Annotated in this window: 15 protein-coding genes and 1 tRNA gene; 8 read left to right on the top strand and 8 right to left on the bottom strand. The window is 34.5% G+C overall.

Annotated features, from left to right (window positions below; all coding sequences use genetic code 11):
* The first annotated feature begins 525 nt into the window (after positions 1-525).
* Both LB465_RS16880 and LB465_RS16875 read left to right on the top strand, forming a co-directional pair.
* The gene (locus tag LB465_RS16880; RefSeq protein ID WP_224471099.1) at positions 526-2,076 is read left to right on the top strand and encodes a tetratricopeptide repeat-containing sensor histidine kinase; all 1,551 of its coding nucleotides are present in this window, start codon (positions 526-528) and stop codon (positions 2,074-2,076) included.
* Positions 2,073-2,753, top strand: coding sequence for a response regulator (locus LB465_RS16875; RefSeq protein WP_224471098.1), 681 nt, complete (start codon positions 2,073-2,075; stop codon positions 2,751-2,753). The genes LB465_RS16880 and LB465_RS16875 overlap by 4 nt, the downstream gene beginning before the upstream one ends.
* 7 nt (positions 2,754-2,760) lie before the next feature.
* On the opposite strand, the gene LB465_RS16870 is transcribed toward LB465_RS16875, so the two are convergent.
* Positions 2,761-4,464, bottom strand: coding sequence for a S41 family peptidase (locus tag LB465_RS16870; RefSeq protein WP_224471097.1), 1,704 nt, complete (start codon positions 4,462-4,464; stop codon positions 2,761-2,763).
* Between the two features lie 647 nt (positions 4,465-5,111).
* Positions 5,112-5,185, bottom strand: a tRNA-Arg gene (locus LB465_RS16865).
* A gap of 290 nt (positions 5,186-5,475) precedes the next feature.
* On the opposite strand from LB465_RS16865, the gene LB465_RS16860 reads away from it, so the two are divergent.
* From LB465_RS16860 to LB465_RS16845, 4 genes are all read left to right on the top strand, one after another.
* Positions 5,476-6,192, top strand: a complete 717-nt coding sequence (locus tag LB465_RS16860) for a glycosyltransferase family 2 protein (RefSeq protein WP_224471096.1) — start codon at positions 5,476-5,478, stop codon at positions 6,190-6,192.
* Positions 6,185-6,814 carry a lipid-A-disaccharide synthase N-terminal domain-containing protein gene (locus LB465_RS16855; protein WP_224471095.1) on the top strand — a complete coding sequence of 210 codons (630 nt, stop codon included), beginning with the start codon at positions 6,185-6,187 and terminating at the stop codon, positions 6,812-6,814. The genes LB465_RS16860 and LB465_RS16855 overlap by 8 nt, the downstream gene beginning before the upstream one ends.
* Positions 6,798-8,420 carry an ArnT family glycosyltransferase gene (locus LB465_RS16850; protein ID WP_224471094.1) on the top strand — a complete coding sequence of 541 codons (1,623 nt, stop codon included), beginning with the start codon at positions 6,798-6,800 and terminating at the stop codon, positions 8,418-8,420. Before LB465_RS16855 ends, LB465_RS16850 begins: the two co-directional genes overlap by 17 nt.
* Positions 8,421-8,558: 138 nt before the next feature.
* A complete protein-coding gene (locus LB465_RS16845; protein WP_224471093.1) occupies positions 8,559-9,530 on the top strand; it encodes a type I phosphomannose isomerase catalytic subunit in 972 nt (323 codons plus the stop codon).
* A gap of 98 nt (positions 9,531-9,628) precedes the next feature.
* Here LB465_RS16845 and mgrA read toward each other — a convergent pair whose 3' ends face one another.
* The 6 genes from mgrA to deoC are packed head-to-tail and all read right to left on the bottom strand — an operon-like array spanning position 9,629 to position 15,071.
* Complete coding sequence (gene mgrA, locus LB465_RS16840) at positions 9,629-10,627, bottom strand: L-glyceraldehyde 3-phosphate reductase (protein ID WP_224471092.1); 999 nt, start codon at positions 10,625-10,627, stop codon at positions 9,629-9,631.
* Between the two features lie 17 nt (positions 10,628-10,644).
* Entirely contained in the window at positions 10,645-11,985 is a 1,341-nt protein-coding gene (locus LB465_RS16835; RefSeq protein WP_224471091.1) for a Gfo/Idh/MocA family protein, read from the bottom strand.
* 19 nt (positions 11,986-12,004) lie between these two features.
* Complete coding sequence (locus LB465_RS16830) at positions 12,005-12,769, bottom strand: 3-keto-disaccharide hydrolase (protein WP_224471090.1); 765 nt, start codon at positions 12,767-12,769, stop codon at positions 12,005-12,007.
* A 21-nt stretch (positions 12,770-12,790) separates the two neighbouring features.
* Complete coding sequence (locus LB465_RS16825) at positions 12,791-13,672, bottom strand: serine hydrolase (protein ID WP_224471089.1); 882 nt, start codon at positions 13,670-13,672, stop codon at positions 12,791-12,793.
* A gap of 48 nt (positions 13,673-13,720) precedes the next feature.
* Positions 13,721-14,419, bottom strand: coding sequence for a purine-nucleoside phosphorylase (gene deoD, locus LB465_RS16820; RefSeq protein ID WP_224471088.1), 699 nt, complete (start codon positions 14,417-14,419; stop codon positions 13,721-13,723).
* Position 14,420: 1 nt separating this feature from the next.
* Positions 14,421-15,071 carry a deoxyribose-phosphate aldolase gene (gene deoC, locus LB465_RS16815; RefSeq protein WP_224471087.1) on the bottom strand — a complete coding sequence of 217 codons (651 nt, stop codon included), beginning with the start codon at positions 15,069-15,071 and terminating at the stop codon, positions 14,421-14,423.
* 177 nt (positions 15,072-15,248) lie between these two features.
* On the opposite strand from deoC, the gene LB465_RS16810 reads away from it, so the two are divergent.
* Positions 15,249-15,986 (top strand): hypothetical protein, encoded by a 738-nt coding sequence (locus LB465_RS16810; protein ID WP_224471086.1) that lies wholly within the window; start codon positions 15,249-15,251, stop codon positions 15,984-15,986.
* Positions 15,983-18,736: a carboxypeptidase-like regulatory domain-containing protein gene (locus tag LB465_RS16805; RefSeq protein WP_224471085.1), complete on the top strand. Its 2,754-nt coding sequence runs from the start codon at positions 15,983-15,985 to the stop codon at positions 18,734-18,736. The genes LB465_RS16810 and LB465_RS16805 overlap by 4 nt, the downstream gene beginning before the upstream one ends.
* The last annotated feature ends 9 nt before the right edge of the window (positions 18,737-18,745 follow it).

The following is an 18,745-nucleotide window of genomic DNA, read 5'->3' as shown; positions in this document are numbered from 1 at the left end:
TATTGCTTGCAATCCTCGTTAGATTTGAACCGATCAGAGAACTCCAGAAGATTTTGACCCTTAAAAACATCCATAATTTTAAATATTTACTGGTAATTAAGATACGTATTTAAATACTGACCTCTATTATTTTTTTTAATTGTTTCCTGTGGAAAGAATGGTAATATTGATGAAACTCATAAACATTTAGATTCATTATCTTCCATTCTGGAGAATGAAAAGGTTAATCAAGATAGTTTAAATGTAATTTACTCTAGCATAGTCTCTGATTCTATAAAAAAAAAGTTCCTTACAGATGTTTCTTATTTTCATCTAAATAATCAAGATTCTTTAGAGTTCCGAAAGTGGAATTCGAAACTTTTAAATTTTTCTAAGGCCAAAAATGATAAAGCTTTACTAGCAGAGGGACATTGGGACTTAGCTAGTTTTTTTAACAAAACTCAGAAATTTGATAGTGCTTATTACTATTATACTAGTTCTTCCAAGCTGTACAATGATGTTGGTGATGATTTAAGCCAAGCTAGGATGCTCCTTAATCAAGCAATAATACAGACAAAAGTTAATGATTATCTTGGAAGTGAAATGGCTTCCCTAGAAGCTATTTCAATTTTAAAATCCTTAGGTGAAAACAAGCAATTATATCTAGCTTATAATAATTTAGGAGTTATTTATAACAACCTTGGTAATTACGGCAAATCACTTCAATATCATAAGATAGCTCAATCCTTTAATAAAGATCTAAGCAACCCCTATTATGAAATTACAAGCCTAAATAATATCGGTGTTGTTTATAAGAACCTGGAGCGGTATCAAGAAGCAATCAGGTCTTTCGAGGATGTTATTACGCGCAAGGAGGGTATGAATTCCAGACTTCAAGCCATGTTGACTGATAATTTAGGTCACGCTCATATTTTATCAGGAAATTTTGATGAAGGCTATTCGCTAATTCGAGAAGCTTTAGATAAGCGAATGAAATTAGATCATAAAGGAGGTATTGTGATGAGTAATATTCACCTTGGTGATTATTATAGACTTAAGGATGATAAAAGAAATGCCATTAGGCAATATTCTAAGGCTGCTGAATTAGCAGATTCTTTAAATATGCAAACTGAATTGTTGGAAATATATCTTTCTTTAGTGGAGGTGGATAAATCCAATGAAACAAAACATTTGAGAGCTCATATTGATTTAACAGATAAGCTAATAAAAGAGGAACGATCTATTCAAAATCAATTTGCCAGAATAAGATATGAAACCGACCAATTTATAAAGAGAGCTGATAATCTAAATCAACAGAAGACTTATTTAATAATAGGTATCACCCTGGTTTTAATTTTATTTTTTCTTACTTATATCATTCAGCGACAGAATTCCAGGAATAAAAAGCTTGTATTAGAGAAGCAACAACAAGATTCGAATGAGAGAATCTATGACTTACTATTAAATTCCCAGCAAAAATACGAAGAAGGCAGTATTACGGAACGGAAAAGAATATCCCGGGATCTACACGACTCGGTTTTAAGTAAGTTTTTTGGGATAAGGATTAACTTAGAAGTTCTAAATAATAAAACTGGTAAAGACTCAGAAGAAAAGCGCTCTTTATATCTGGCCAGCCTTAAAGGCATCGAAAATGAAATTAGAAATATTTCCCATAAGCTCAATGCAGATTACGATTTTTCGGAAATAGGTTTTCTAGATATCTTAAAAGACCTTTTTCAAGAATTCGAAGAGTCAGACAACCTTAAAATTAACTTTTTAAGTGGTAGGAAGATAAATTGGAATGCTATAAAAAATAATATCAAAATTAATTTCTATAGAATAATTCAGGAATCGCTACAGAATATAAGAAAGCATGCGAAAGCCAAAAATGTTGAAATTAGAATAGACTTTGAAGAGGACTATTTAATTTTGCATATCAGCGATGACGGCCAGGGCTTTGAAATTAAAAATCAAGAGAAAGGAATTGGTCTTAAAAATATAGGAGAAAGGGTTATGGAAATTCAGGGAAAATTTGATATAATATCTAATGAAGGCGGTACTATTTTAAAAATAAGTATTCCAAAAGATGAAGTATGAAAGATATTATAAAAGTTTTAATGTTAGATGACCATCCTCTTATTTTAGAGGGGTATAAGAATATAATTCTAGAAATGGATAATGAAGGTCGGCAAATAGTCTTTGAAATCTCTGATTCTATTGAGAGCGCATTTAATAAAATTGGAACTAGTGTAAATTCTTCGAATTTCTTTGACATCATTTTCCTCGACATAAATTTGCCGGAATACCCGGAGGAAAAAATCTATTCAGGTGAAGATTTAGCCCTGTTTATAAGAAAGGTTTCTCCTCATTCGAAAATTATTTTTCTTACGATGCATAATGAGAATTTTAGACTGTACAACATTGTGAAAAATATTAACCCAGAGGGATTGCTTATAAAAAGTGATGTTGCATCAAAAGATTTAATGGATGCTTTTAACGATGTCTTAGCCGGGAGAATTAGCTATAGTGATACGGTATTAAAGTTTATGCGTAATGAGATCACTAATGAATTCACTTTAGATCAGTATGACAGAGAAATTATTTTCCAGCTTTCTAAGGGAGTACAAACTAAAAAACTACCTGAAGTAATACCCCTTTCTTTAGCGGCAATAGAAAAACGAAAAAGGCAATTAAAAGATATATTTGGTATTGAAAAAGAAGGGGACCTAGTTTTAATAAATAAGGCAAGACAATTGGGGGTTTTTGTAGAGTAAAAAAATACTAGGGCTTAGTATGACCCGATAGCTTATTTTCATTAATGATCTGAACTGCTTTTTCTATATACAAGTTGGGATTATATCTTACAGCATTATTCTTAATATGATAATCTAAATGAACTCCTTTTCTTTGAGCTTCTCGTCCGTCGGGATAAAATGCACCAAGTCCAGTGAAATAAATTTTTTGCTTATCTGATAAATTAAATGTCCATACATTTAAAACTGATCCAGCAGTTTGTTCTCCAATAGTAATGCAATTTGGAGAAGCTTGTATCATCATTGCTATATACTCTGCATTACTCATGGTATTCCTATCAACTAGTAATATGACTTTTCCTTTGTAGTAATCTTTATTTTTCTTTCCTGTTTTAAACGGATTGGATATGAAACGGAAGGGAGCTTTACCATTAGGATTGGCTAAAGAAGGCTGACCTTCGAGGGGGAATAAAACTTTTACGAATTTTTTCCTTTTAGGATAAAGAAAATTTGATAGGTCTGACTTAGAAATCGCTTTAGGATAATTTCTTAAGTCCAAGACTATGCCTTTTTTTCTTTTATAGGATTGTAAAACCTTTTTTAATTCATTTGAATTAATTTCACCTAAATTAATATATCCAATTTCGGATGTTAAATCATAACTCGCTTCTGAGGGAGTGTCATAAAGATTTTGGATAGAATCATTAATTCTCTTATCGTATAAGTTTATCACTATTTCTCTGGAAGTGTTGTTTGTAGGTCTGAAAACAGAAACAGAAATCTTATTTACACTATCAGATAAAATATGTCCCTTTTCTAGGAAACGTCTCAAATAATTGCCATTAGAAGCTGAAGTGATTGGAGCGAATTTTTTTTGTATATATTTTCCTAAAGGTAACCCTTTAATAGAAGTGATTACGTCCCCAAGTTTTATTGAGTCCTTATTTGCTAAAGCTTGATTCTTGATAGAAGTGACAACTAAAGAATCATTAACTATTCGACCAGAAAAAGCAGGCTTATAATTTATAATTGAATTAAAAAGAAATGGTGATAAATTAAAAGAATGTGAATCTGAAAGTTTTGCTATCATTTTAAGTTTAGCCATTTCAAATTGCTCATCATTTTTCGCCTGTATAAATTCCTTAGTCAGTGGTATAAGAATTTCACGCCAGTCCTCTTCTGTCATATACTTATTAACGTAATAGTATTGAATTACGTTCCAAAAATTATAAAATAGGAGTAATCGGTGATTTTTTAAAGATGAATCAAAATTCGGTAGCCCATTCTCCTTTTGAAAATTAAGAAAATTATTACGCCATTCTGCTGAAGCGTAGAAATCTCCAATGTTTGAGTTATCTCTTAGTCTATAAAGTTCTTTTTTTAAGGTATTATTAAAATCAAATCCGTTGATCCATCCATAATCTATATTCTTCAGAAAACAACTTGAATCCGAGAGATTTCTTTTAGTTTTATAATGACTATTGTCAACCTTTACATCATCAATAAAGTTTAGAAGAAAAGTGTTTAAACTTTCTTGATCTTTTATATTGTTAGATTTTTCTAAAAGAGATAAAAATTTTTGATCCCAGTTATATTCACCGCGACTTACATCAGGGTGATGGTATTTTAATAAACCCCATATAAGCCCTATTTGTTTGGTTATTTCACTTTCGCTAATGTTTTGGCCATATCCTAATGAGGTGATAAGAAAAGCAAGAAAGAATTTTTTCATTGATTATACTATGTAGTTTTTATTTTATCTAAAAGATTTAAAAGGCTATTTGGATAAACGAAATTAAAGAATTAAAGTTGATTGAATAGAAGGCCTAACCTAGAATAAATACGGTTTATATTTAAATGATTTAGCTATTTTCGGAAAGTGTATTTTGGTATCTTAAACTCCCCACATCAGATTGATGTCTTGAAAATTTTCTAGAGTCGAATTGTAGGAGAGTAGTAAACAATGAACCTGAATATATCTCGATTGCCGTTAAAGAGTTACATCGGGAAGGTGTACTTGGGATCCGAGATTAGGGAATGCTCACTAATAAAAAACTAAATTGCGAGATTTTGGCTAGCTCGTATTAGACCCGTATATAAAACTTTTTACGAAGCTCTTTTTCCCAAAAATAAAGTAAAGGATGGGAGATAATTATGATGAAGGGGTGGGGAACTTTATTAAATTATTGTTCAGCCATTTTTAAAATTCATAACTAAATTCTAAATCAATTCATAAAAACAGTCTAAATAGCATTAAAATTTATTAAAATTTGCCTGAAATTCAAAAGTGTGCGTAAAGTGTGCGTAATTTTAAAATCTATCTATGTAAGCAACCACCACAAAACGCAAAAACCCCTGTGTTTACAAGGGTTTTTAGAGTGATCGCGATAGGATTCGAACCTATGACCGCCTGCTTAGAAGGCAGGTGCTCTATCCAGCTGAGCTACGCGACCGTTTTTGCGGTTGCAAATATAAGTCTCTTTCCAAATAAAACAAGCTTTTTTCATTTAAAAATTTATTTTTTTATTCGCCTTCAGTATTGTCAAAAATTAATCTCTTTTTAACTTAATTTTTAAATTGAAAGTTTTTCCCAATTATATCCTTAATTTTGCCTCGGTAAATTTTTTAAAAGATTCCCTTGATAAAATTGAAATACGTTTTACTCCAAAATTCAACGCCTGTAAGTCAGGGTTTTAAGTTTAATCCGTTAGCATCAATCTGTAATAAAGCTTGTTAATTGTGTATGGAGTTTCAATTCACCATTATTGTTCCGGTTTATAACGAAATAGAAAGTTTACCCAGGCTTTTTGAATATTTGCAGGCTTATCTTAAATCGGCTTCACTTAAATCCTGTGTTTTACTGGTAGACGATGGTTCTGTTGATGGCAGCGCTTCTGCGATAGAGAAATTCTGCCTGGATCAAGAGGATTTCAACTGTTTATTATTCGAAAAAAATTACGGAAAAGGAGCCGCCTTAAAAGCGGCTTTTGATCATACTAAAACGCCATTACTTGGCTATCTCGACGCCGATTTGCAAACACACCCCGAAGATTTTGAATTGCTACTTCCTTTTATTAAAGACTTTGGTTTGGTTACCGGTTGGAGAAAGAATAGAAAAGATACGCTTGTAAAACGAATTTCTTCCAAAACCGGAAATGCAGTAAGAATCTTTTTCACTCACGATAACATTCACGATACCGGCTGTCCGCTTAAGATAATGCATACTAAATACGCTAAGAAAATACCTATGTTTAAGGGATTACAGCGCTTTTTACCGGCAATGATATTATTGCAGCAAAAGGAAATAAAAGAAGTGGTGATAAATCATTATCCAAGAATTGAAGGCGAATCTAAATACAATTTTAAAAATAGGTTTCTTGGGCCATTGCTAGACTGTTTTGCTTACGTTTGGATCAAAAAATCGTATATAGATTATAGCATAAAAGCGAAACATGGATAATTCGCTGCTAATTTATGTGATAGGATTTACCGCTCAAATCCTGTTTTCTTCCAGGATGATTATGCAATGGATCCTTTCTGAAAAACAAAAGAAAGTCCTTACCCCAATCCTTTTTTGGGAGTTAAGTTTACTGGCTTCATTTTTACTGTTTATCTACGGTTATTTTAGAGACGATTTCGCCATTATGCTGGGGCAGAGTGTTACTTATTTTATATACATAAGAAATTTACACTGGCAGGGGCAATGGAAGAAACTTCCTTTTTTAATTCGATTTTTAATATTGATTTTTCCGGCCGTTGTAGTTGTTTATAGCTTCTTTAATAATGAATATAATCTTCAGAAATTATTTCTCAATGAAGCAATCCCGCTTTGGTTACTTTTATTAGGAATTGTAGCCCAGGTAGTTTTTACCCTGCGTTTTTTTTATCAATGGTTATATTCTGAAAAACAGAAGAAATCTTCATTACCGCTGGGGTTTTGGTGGTTAAGCCTTGTAGGATCTTCTATGATTCTGGTTTACGCGATTTTCAGAAAAGATCCGGTTTTGCTTATTGGGCATTTATTTGGCGCAATAATGTACATTAGAAATATTATAATTCATCATAATGAAATTAGAGAATAAATACCTTCTGCTACTCGTTCTTGTAGCAATAGCCGTGTTTTTTGTAAACTTGGATGCGATTTATATCAACATCATGGAGGCGCGTAATTTTATTACCGCCCGGGAAATGCTAAATGATAATAACTGGATTTTCACCACGATGAATGCCGAACCACGTTATGAAAAGCCTCCGCTACCAACCTGGCTTACGGCAATTTCAATGTCCATTTTTGGGATGGAAGGACTATTTGGTTTGAGACTTCCTTCCGCAATTATGGGATTAATTTTAGTGATTTTTATTTATAAATTCCTGCTTAAAATTACTAAGAATATAGAATTATCTTTTGTGGCAGGATTAATAGCCACAACCTCGTTTTATATCGTTTTTTCCAGCAGGGACGGGCAATGGGATATTTATACCCATAGTTTTATGATGCTGGCTATCTATACGCTGTACAAACTCTACAATTCAACTAAAAACGGGTACTTATACGCTTTAATTAGTGGATTGTTCATTGGCTGTTCTATTTTGAGTAAAGGGCCGGTTTCGATCTATGCATTATTTCTTCCGTTTCTAATAGCTTACGGTGTAATTTATAAGTTTGAGGGTACCAAAGAGCGCTGGAAGGCTTTAGTACTTTTAACGCTGGTTGCCTTAATTTCGGGCGGTTGGTGGAATCTCTATGTTTATCTATATGATACTCGTGCCGTTGCAGAAATTACGAGTCAGGAGACGGGGAGATGGTTAAATTACAATGTAAGACCGTTTTATTATTACTGGAGCTTTTTTATTCAAAGTGGTTTATGGACCATTCCATCTTTCGTAGCGCTTCTTTATCCGTATTTAAAGGATCGTGTAAGCAATAAAAAAGCTTATAAATTCACGCTTCTCTGGACGCTGGCTTCAGTTTTTCTATTGTCTGTAATTCCGGAGAAAAAGTCGCGTTATCTCTTGCCGGTTCTTATTCCCATGGCAATGAACACTGCATTCTACATTGAATTTCTATTTAATCATTTCCGAAGTATAAAAACCACGGAAGCTGCAGTGGCTTATTTTCATTTTGGAATATTCGCGCTTGTAGGTTGTATATTTCCAATTGCCGCATATTTCTATTTTGAATCATTTATGCAGGATATTATGCTTTGGTACATTTTGAGCTCAATTTCATTATTTATCATTGGAGTTTTAATGTTCCGATTTTTAATACTGAAAAAAATAAAACTGGTATTCTATTTAAGTATTTTCTTCCTGATAAGTATTGTTTGGTTTGGTTTGCCAATGGCAGATAAGATAAATGTTAACAAGGATTATAATAGCGTTGTTAATATTGAAAAATATCTAAATGAATATAATGCGCCGGTTTATGAATTTCGAAATTTTACTCCCGAAATTATTTGGGAATATGGAAAACCTATTCCTGTTTTAACTAAAGGCGACAAAGTGCAAATCCCTTCAGAAGATAAATTTTTACTTTTATCTGAAGGTTACAGTAAAGATAGCTTACAAAAGATTTTTAACGATTACAGAACAATTAAAATTGATAGCGTAGATATGAATCCCGTGAGTTCTAAACATAAACAAAGATTATATCGTGATTTGTATCTGCTAAAAAAGTCAGGTAATTAATAGCTACAAAGAGACTGAAAATTAAAAATAATTAGATGAGCTAAGTACATTTTGATTCTTACTAAAATGAGACCCTTAGCAATTTTTTAACACGCTAATATTTGATTATATTTAAGCGCTTTTAAAACTGACCAAATAATGCTCGACTATCCAATTAAATTTTTCCCCATTTTGAAAGAAAAAATATGGGGTGGTGAAAAACTGAAAACAATTCTAAATAAAGAAACCAATCGGGACGATCTTGGCGAAAGCTGGGAAATTTCTGGAGTAGAGGGAGCTATTTCTGTAGTTGCCAATGGTGAACTTAAAGGTTTTTCGCTAAAAGATCTTTTAGAAGAATATAAGGATGAAATTCTAGGTAAAAAGATCTACGAACAGTTCAATGCCGATTTCCCTTTGCTCATAAAATTTATAGACGCGAATACAGAACTTTCCGTGCAATTACATCCTCATGACGATCTTGCACAGCAGCGCCATAATTCTTTTGGGAAAACTGAAATGTGGTACATTATGCAAGCCGATAAAGGTGCGAAAATCAATATTGGGTTTAAAGAAAGTGTTTCTAAAGAAGATTATATAACCCGATTGGAAGAAGGGGAGATTGTAGAGTTGCTCAATTTTGAGGAAGTAAAAAAAGGAGATAGTTTCTTTATAAATACCGGGAAGGTACACGCGATAGGAGCAGGGGTGCTTTTAGCTGAAATCCAGCAAACCTCAGATGTTACTTATCGAATTTACGATTGGGACCGAACCGATGATGAAGGAAATTCCCGTGAACTTCATACCGCATTAGCAATTGATGCGATAGATTTTGAAAAGAAAGACGATTTTAAACTGAATTACGAAAAAGATAAAAACACTTCTTCTGAAATTGCCAGTTGCCAGTATTTCACTACCAACTATCTTCCTGTTGAGGGAGAAATCACAAAAGATTACAGCAATTTAGATTCGTTTGTGATTTATATGTGCGTTAGCGGAAATGGAAAGGTTTCTGTAAATGGAAATTCTGAAAAAATCGCTCAGGGCGAAACTTTACTTATCCCGGCCCAAAATAAAGAAGTTCAACTTTCAGCTGAAAATTGTGAACTTCTGGAGGTTTATATAAAATAAAAAAAAGAGGCTGTTTGAAACGGTTATTTACATTATACTGAAACTAGTTCAGGATGACGATCTAAAAACCTTTTGAGACAGCCTCTTTTAAAAACCTGCTATTTATTTTTTAGAATAGCTTCTATTTTTTCTAATTCACTTTTACTGAATTCGAGATTCTGAAGAGTTTTGATATTATCTTCTAATTGCGAAACCTTACTCACCCCAACCAAAACCGATGTTATTCGTTCATCTTTTAGCAACCAGGCCACGGCCATTTGCGCTAGACTTTGGTTTCTGGATTGCGCGATTTCATTTAGTTGCTGCACTTTCTTCACCACTTCTGGCGTGATCTGCGATTCATCTAAATAACTTCCCTGGGTTGCCGCGCGGCTATCTTTGGGAATTCCGTTTAAATATTTATCGGTTAAAATTCCCTGTTCCAGGGGCGAGAAAACGATACTTCCAATGCCTTCGTGTTCCAGCGTATTTAGTAAACCATTTTCAACCCAACGATCCATCATATTATATCGAGGCTGATGAATTATAAAAGGTGTTTTTTGCTCTCTAAGGACTTCAGCTGCTTTTGCGGTGTCCTTAGCCGAATATTGGGAAATACCTACATAAAGTGCTTTTCCCTGCTTTACAACCTGGTCTAAAGCACCCATAGTCTCTTCTAAAGGCGTCTCAGGATCCGGGCGGTGGTGATAGAAGATATCTACATAATCCAGCCCCATTCTCTCTAAGGACTGGTCTAAACTGGCGATAAGGTATTTTCTGGAACCGAAATTACCATAAGGTCCCGGCCACATATCCCAACCGGCTTTGGTAGAGATAATTAACTCGTCTCGATATTGGTTAAAATCTTCAGCGAAAATTTTCCCAAAATTCTTTTCGGCAGAGCCATAAGGCGGTCCGTAATTATTGGCAAGGTCAAAATGTGTAATACCATTGTCAAAAGCTGTTCTTAAAATACTTCTTGCATTTTCAAAATCATCGTTATCACCGAAATTATGCCATAAACCCAGCGATAATAGAGGAAGTTTTATTCCGCTTTTTCCACAGCGACGGTATTGCATTTTATCGTAACGATTCTCTTTAGCTATATATTTATTCATTGAAATTGATTTTAAATTTAAATTTTCGGAAGTTCCCAACCATTATGGTAATTTGATTTTAGCAGTTTATTGGCTTCATCATCATTAAATATTTCTTTTTCTGAATTCCAATACAACTTTTTTCCTGTTTTGTAAGCAATATTTCCCATATGAGCGTTAATAGCCGCAATACTTCCGGTTTCAATACCACAATTAAGTTTTGAAGAGTCATTGGTATTAATTGCTTCAACAAAATTAGCCGCATGCTTTTCAAGGGCATTTCCTTCCGGTTTTTGTAATGCTATTCTTTCAACTTTAGGAACAAATTCCCCTTTCACATTATTACCTTCAGGAATCACCTCCCATCCATCTCGATTAACAACAAGGGTAGCGTTATTCCCTATAAAAGCAATGCCTTCGTAACGTCCATAATTACCTCCGTCAATACCAACTGCGTGTTCCCAAAGCAAGTTGAAATCTTCAAATTCATAAATTGTTTGTAAGGTGTCGGGTGTTTCAGCAGCATCATTGGGATATGCAAATTTACCTCCTGAAGCCAAAACCGATTTTGGCGCTTTTGCGTTCATTGCATATAAGGCGATATCAATTTCGTGCACACCCCAATCGGTCATAAGTCCGCCGGCATAATCCCAAAACCAGCGAAAAGTAAAATGAAACCTGTTTTCGTTAAAAGGTCTCTCAGGCGCAGGGCCTAACCACATTTTATAATCTACGCCCGGTGGAGGTGTACTGTTGGCTTTGCTTGGAAGCCTGTCTTTCCAGCCTATATAAGCCCAGCATTTCACCAACCGAATATTCCCGAGTTTTCCTGATTTCACATAATTTATAGCATCATCATAATGATTCCCACTACGTTGCCATTGGCCTACCTGTACAATTTTATTATATTTTTTTGCCGCGTTAAGCATGGTATTGCATTCTTCAATACTATTGGCAAGCGGTTTTTCAACATACACGTGTTTCCCGGCCTGTAAAGCGTGCACCAAATTTAAACAATGCCAATGGTCTGGGGTACCAATTATTACCGCATCAATATCTTTGTTTTCTAACATTTTACGATAATCCTTATACTGTTTTGGGGCTTTACCGGTTATATCCTTTACATTTTTAGTTCTCTCATCCAAAACCCGCTGATCTATATCTGCCAGGGCAATACACGTCACATTGGGTAATTTAAGATGAGCTTGCATATTAGACCAACCCATTCCTTTACAGCCAATTACTCCAAAATTAATTTGGTCATTAGCTCCAAAAGCCGAAAATCCGGAAAGTGGATTAGCCAATAAAGATCCCGATAAGCTTAAACCGGCAGTGGCCAGGGTTGTTTGCTGCAGAAATTTTCTTCTTGAATTCTTCATTTTATAATATTAGAATGTATTAATTCAATTCCCTCACCCAAATATTTCTGAAACTCACAGGATTTCCGTGATCCTGAAGATGAATTGGAAGCTTTTCTGGATGCTCGGTATAATTGGGAATCCCAATATATTCTGTTGGGCCTCTAAGTTTGTAATTGTTTTGAACTACAATACCATTGTGCAATACGGTGATTTTCGCCGGACTCAGCAGCATTCCATTATCATTAAATCGTGGAGCGGTAAAAATAATATCGTAAGTATTCCATTCCCCCGGAGCTTTTGTTGCATTTACTAAAGGCGGGGATTGTTTGTAAATACTGGCGGCCTGTCCGTTAGTATAGGTTTCATTTTCGTAAGAATCCAAAATTTGCACTTCATACTTTTCCATAATGAGAACACCACTGTTCCCACGTCCCTGACCGTCACCCGTAATTTCTGATGGCGAGCGCCATTCTAAGTGCAACTGCATATCGCAAAAATTCTCTTTGGTTTTTATCCCGCCGGTACCGGGGTTCACCGTTAAAATATCTCCTTCAATATTCCAGGTTGGTTCAGTGCCATCTCTTTCATTCACAAAAGCCGAAAGATCTGAACCATCAAATAAAATCTTCGCATCAGAAGGTGGCGTTGTAGTAGATTCTCCGGCTTCAATTTTCGGAGGAACCGGTTCATAAAATTCGGTAGCTTCAGGTGGTAAATCGGTATTTTCTTCCTGGGCAAAAGCAGGGGTTGAAGCAATTACTAATGCACTTGCCAATAGACTTGATTTTAAAGATATTTTCATTTTAAAATTTTTAGTGAAAAATTATTTAACGTGATCGTAGACCATTTTTGAAACTTCAGTAAGCATTTTAGTGCCGGCATCCATATCTTTTATATTTTTTGAAAGCAAAACCAATACATATTTTTTGCCATCAGGTAATTCAATTAACGCTGAATCGTGATGTACACCGCTAATCCAACCAGTTTTGTTGGCAATTTTTAAATTTTTCGGAAGCAAATGAGGAATAAGATCTGTATGTTTTTGTTGCCGTAAAATGTTGAGCATCTTTTCATCGGCTTCAGGGTTTACCGCATTTCCATTAGCGAGAGCTTCAAAAATCAGCATCAAATCGTAAGCGGTGGTGGAGTTGCTTAAACCAGCTTCATAAGCTTTCATATCTTCTACACCGCGAAGTATATTAATATCGTTGGCACCCAGATTTCGCATTGTCTTATTTACATTTTTGGCGTCAACAAGTTCAATTACAATATTAGTAGCCAGGTTGCTGCTGTAAATAATCATATCGGTTACCAGGTCTTCAATACTTCTTTTTTGACCAATTTGTTTGTAAAGATGTTCCCCGCTGTCGCGACCAAGTTCCATAGTATAAGAACTTCCGTCTAGTATACTTTTGAATTCATTTTTAATAACAAGAGAATCCTTGAGAGAGAATTTACCTTGTGAAGCTTGTTTAAAAACCTCGATCATTACCGGGGTTTTCATCGTGCTTGCTGCGTGGAAATCTTCATGGGAATTTATAAGAATATTGTCTTTTTCTTTGGAAAGATCTTTAAAAGCAATTGCAAAATCTCCTTGCGTATTTTGAAATAAATAATCGATTTTTTCCTGAAGTTCTTCAGTAGAAGTTTGTGCGTTGCCGAGAAAGCAACTTAAAAATAAAAAGGTTACTGAGAAAAACTTCATTGATTACGGAATTTCTTTCCGAATTTAATGAAATTTCGCCAAACCGACTTAAATACTGCCCAAAGCAATTTCTACCATCCGACTAAAACTTTGTTCTCTCTCTTTTGCGGGAAGATGCTCCCCGGTTACCAAAGAATCTGAAATTGTTAATACCGAAAGCGCCTGTACCTTATGTTTTGCGGCTACAGTATAAAGTCCGGCGGTTTCCATTTCTACACATAGAACGCCGTAATCTGCCCATTTTTTATAATTCTGTTCGCTTTCTTCGTAAAAAACATCTGAGGAAAGCACATTTCCGGCTCTGAATTGAATGTTATTGTTTTCTGCAAATTTCACAGCTTTCATAAATAACTCAAAATCCACGGTAGGAGCGTAGTCTGCGTGTTGAAATTTAGCTTTATTAAATCCCGAATTTGAAGAAGCGGCCATTGCTAAAACTACCTCGTTCACCTTTAGGTCTTTTTGATAGGAACCGGCAGAACCCACCCGAATGAGTTTTTTAGCGCCATATTCAGTAATAAGCTCTGTACAATAAATCAATGCGGAAGGAATTCCCATTCCTGTAGCTTGCACAGAAACTTTTTGGCCTTTATAAGTACCGGTATAGCCTAGCATACCGCGGACTTCATTATAACAAACCGCATTTTCAAGGAAATTTTCGGCAATCCATTTTGCTCTTAAGGGATCTCCCGGAAGTAAAACATTTTCTGCAATTTCTCCTTTTTTTGCCTGTATATGTACGCTCATTCTAGTTTTCTTCTGAAGTTACCAATTTTATACCCGAGGAAGTTCCCAGCCTGGAAACACCTAATTTAATATACTTAATAGCGGTTTCCCGATCTTTAATTCCGCCTGAAGCTTTTATTTTCATTTTATTGCTTGCGGTTTCTTTCATCAATTTCACATCATCAAAAGTAGCCCCGCCGGTTCCAAATCCAGTAGAAGTTTTTACGAAATCGGCCTTAGCATTTAAAGCAGCCCGGCAGGCAGTTTTCTTTTCGGTATCAGTTAAGTAACAGGTTTCAATTATTACTTTTAGGATATTAGACCCTATAGCCGCTTTAATTTCAGCGATTTCCTTTTCGATAAAATCAGTTTCCCCGGCTTTTAGCATTCCGATATTTATAACCATATCAATTTCATCGGCACCTTTAGTGATTGCATCTTTAGCTTCAAAGATTTTAGCTTCGGTTGTCATAGCTCCTAAAGGGAAGCCTATTACCGCTGCTATTTTAACGTTGGAATCTTTCAATACCGATTTTGCAATCTTAATATAGGAAGGAGAAACACAAACTGCATAAAACTGATGCTCTGTTGCCTCCTCACATAATTTCTTAATATCTCCCGGCGTTGCCGTTGGCTTTAATAAGGTATGGTCAATATACTGATTGAGTTGCATTGCATAAATTTAAGTAATACAAAGCTAAAACTTTCTATTAGATGTAATTTATGATTGTTCTCAGGTTTTTAAAATTTTCAAATTATTTTTAATTTTAAAACTATAACGATGAGGAATAAATATTTTATTTTGTATTTTTCCAGAAATATTATGGATTATTTATCTATTACTTATTGAATGTACAAAAACTACCTTCTTATTTCTTCATTTCTTTTGATTTCTCTTTCCACTTTTTCTCAGAATTATTCGAAAGAAAAAATCTATTCCTGGTACGATCAGCAAACCGGAATTGAAAATTCTATTTTATTTCGGGGAATTGAATACGTGGAAACCGATAGAATAATAAACGAAAAACATAAATTTTTTAAAAATGAAGAGTTTCAGAATGGATCTGTAAACTACGATGGACAAACTTTCTATAATGTGCCTTTAAAATATAATATCTACGATGATTTATTACTGGTAAACCTTCAACAAGGACAAAGAAATTTATTTATTCAATTAATAGGTGATAAGGTAAATCAGTTTCAAATCTACGATCATAAATTCAAGTATTTAAAAGTTGATAATGATTCAGATAGCAAAGGTTTTTACGAGGTTATAAATGAAGAAGGCGAGTTTAAGGTTTTTAAAAGACACCTTAAGAACAGAATGGAGATTAGGGATAAGACTGTAGCTTACAGTGAATTTAGCACAGGAAAACCAGATTATATATTTCAATTTAACAATGAATTTTTTGAGCTGGTTAACCGAAGAGATCTATTTTTGGAATTTCCTGGTTTAAAAAATGAAATAAGAAGTTTTTATAACAGTAATAGGAAGCGATCTCGCGATAATCCTGATGTTTTTATGAATAGCCTGGCCATAAAGATGAATGATCTGATTTCAACTGCTACAAACGAAATTACAGAATGAGAAAAATTTTACTCCTTATATTAATTTTATATTTCCCATTTACTTATTCCCAAACAACTGATCCAGAGATATCTTTAAGCTTCAGCAATAAAGAATTGCCTGATATTCTAGCTGAAATTGAAACAAAAACAAATTTCCAATTCTTCTTTGAAGATGATTGGTTTGGGGTTGCCAAGTATTCGGGGGAGTATTCACAAACGAAAGTAACTGAAGTCCTTGAAGGTATACTGGAAGAAACTAATATTAATTACTTCATTAGAGGGAACCGTATTATTCTTACTCGCGGAAGTATAATTTATGATAGATTGCCGGAAGGCTTTTTAGAAAATCAGGAAGAAACTACAGTAGCTGTAGAAGAAACCCAGAGTGCCGATCCAGTATTCTACAATGATAATGAAGAACAAACAGAAGTAGTTGAAACGGTTCTAATTGGAAAAGAAGATAGACAATCCGGGCGAAGTACATATAAACTCTCCGGTAGAGTGATTTCAGAAAAAGGAGATCCAATTTCAGGATTAAATATTTTGATTCCCAATCAAAATAAGGGGACGATCACCGATATTGATGGGAATTACGAAATTAGACTTCCCAAGGGAATAAATATTCTGGAAACTCAGGCTCTGGGTGTAGATAAGGTGAAAAAGCGTTTGGTAGTCTATAACGACGGCGTTTTAAATTTGCAACTGGAAGAAAGTTTTGAAGAGCTAGGCGAAGTTTTGGTAGAAGCAAATGCCAGGGATAATGTGCGTACGGCTCTTACAGGAGTGGAAAGAATAGACGTCGCGCAAATAAAAAACATACCACTTGTTTTAGGGGAAAGAGATATTTTAAAGGTGGCAACCACCCTGCCGGGGATCTCCACTGCAGGTGAAGCTGCTAGCGGCTACAATGTTAGAGGTGGAAAAACCGATCAGAATTTAATTCTACTTGATGAAGGTGTGATCTATAATCCTACTCATTTCTTCGGAATTTTTTCTGGACTAAATCCATTTACTACCGGTGATGTAAGTATTTATAAAGGAAGTATCCCTGCTGAATTTGGAGGCAGGTTATCTTCGGTTTTTGATTTGAACACCAAGACCGGAAATAAGGAAAAATTTGCCGGAGAAGTTTCTATTGGTCCGGTTACGGGTAATGTAAGTCTTCAAATTCCCATAGTAGAAGGTAAATCGAGTTTAATAGTTGGTGGCCGAGGTACTTATTCTGATTGGATATTGAACCTTTTGGAAGAAGAGTCTTTACAGGGTAGTCAGGCTTCTTTTTATGACGCAGTGGCGAAATACAATCATAAATTCGACAATAATGACGAGTTAAATGTAAGCGGATATTACAGCGATGACGTTTATAGTATCACTTCAGATTCCCTGTTTAGTTATAGAAACAGAATGGTTTCTCTTTCCTATAATAAGTTTTTTAATGAAAAACATAAGGGAGAACTAGTGATTACTAATAGTAATTATGATTTCAATTTAGACTATGAAAGTGATTTTGGAAATGATTTTGAATCGGGGTACACGATTAATGAATCTGAAGTAAAATTGAAAATGAAATATTTTCATAGCAAAGCCCATACTTTTAATTATGGTATTAACGGTAAATATTATATGGTTTCTCCGGGTCAAATTAATCCTGGCAGTTCAGAATCCCTTATTGAACAACTCAGTATTCCAAAGGAAAGAGCTGTAGAAACGGCCGTTTATATTGAGGACAGTTTTGAAGTAACCGAAAAGCTTTTAATCAATGCAGGCTTAAGATATTCCTTTTATACTGCTTTTGGTCCGGCTCAAATAAACACCTATGAAGAGGGGCTACCTCGAAATGACAATACCACTACTGGTGTGGAAAACTACGAAAATGGTGAGGTGATAGAGACTTATGGAGGGCCTGAAGTTAGGGTTTCGGGCAGGTATTTTTTAACACCGACATTTTCAACTAAATTAAGTTACAACAACACCTATCAATACATTCACACTTTATCGAACAATACTACAGCCGCCCCTACAGATACTTATAAACTTTCAGATTCTTATATAAAACCACAAAGGGCTAATCAATTCGCCCTGGGATTATTCAAGAATTTTGATGAGAATATTTATGAGCTAAGTTTAGAGGGGTATTATAAAACTTCAGACAACCTTTTAGATTATAAAATTGGTGCCGATCTTTTCTTAAATGAAAATATTGAAACTGAAGTTTTACAGGGCGAAGGTGAAGCTTATGGTGCAGAATTTCTTATTAGAAAAAACAAAGGAAGATTAAATGGATATTTAGGCTACACCTATTCCAGATCATTTATAAAACTGGCTGGTGATTCACAGGAAGAAACGGTAAATAACGGAGAGTTTTTTCCAACAAACTTTGATAAACCTCACGATTTTAGCGCAGTCTTAAATTATAAACTTACCCAACGTTTTAGCTTTTCAGCTAACTTTGTATATCAAACCGGAAGGCCGGTAACCTATCCAATTGGAAAATATAATTTTAATAATTCTGAATATGTACTGTATAGTGATAGGAATCAATTCAGAATCCCCAATTATTACCGTTTGGATTTGAGTTTTAATGTCGAAGGAAATCATAAAATTGAAAAATTCGCGCATAGCTTTTGGAATATTTCAGTTTATAATGTTTTGGGAAGAAATAATCCTTATTCGGTATTTTTCGTGACCGATGGAGGAGAAGTAAAGGCATATCAAAGCTCTATTTTCTCTATTCCAATTCCTACTATCACCTACAATTTTAGATTTTAAATAATTAAA

The organism is Salegentibacter lacus (genome assembly GCF_020164555.1).
GTDB lineage: Bacteria > Bacteroidota > Bacteroidia > Flavobacteriales > Flavobacteriaceae > Salegentibacter > Salegentibacter lacus.
Note: the sequence above shows the minus strand (reverse complement) of the source record. Positions and strands in the feature narration are given on the sequence as shown.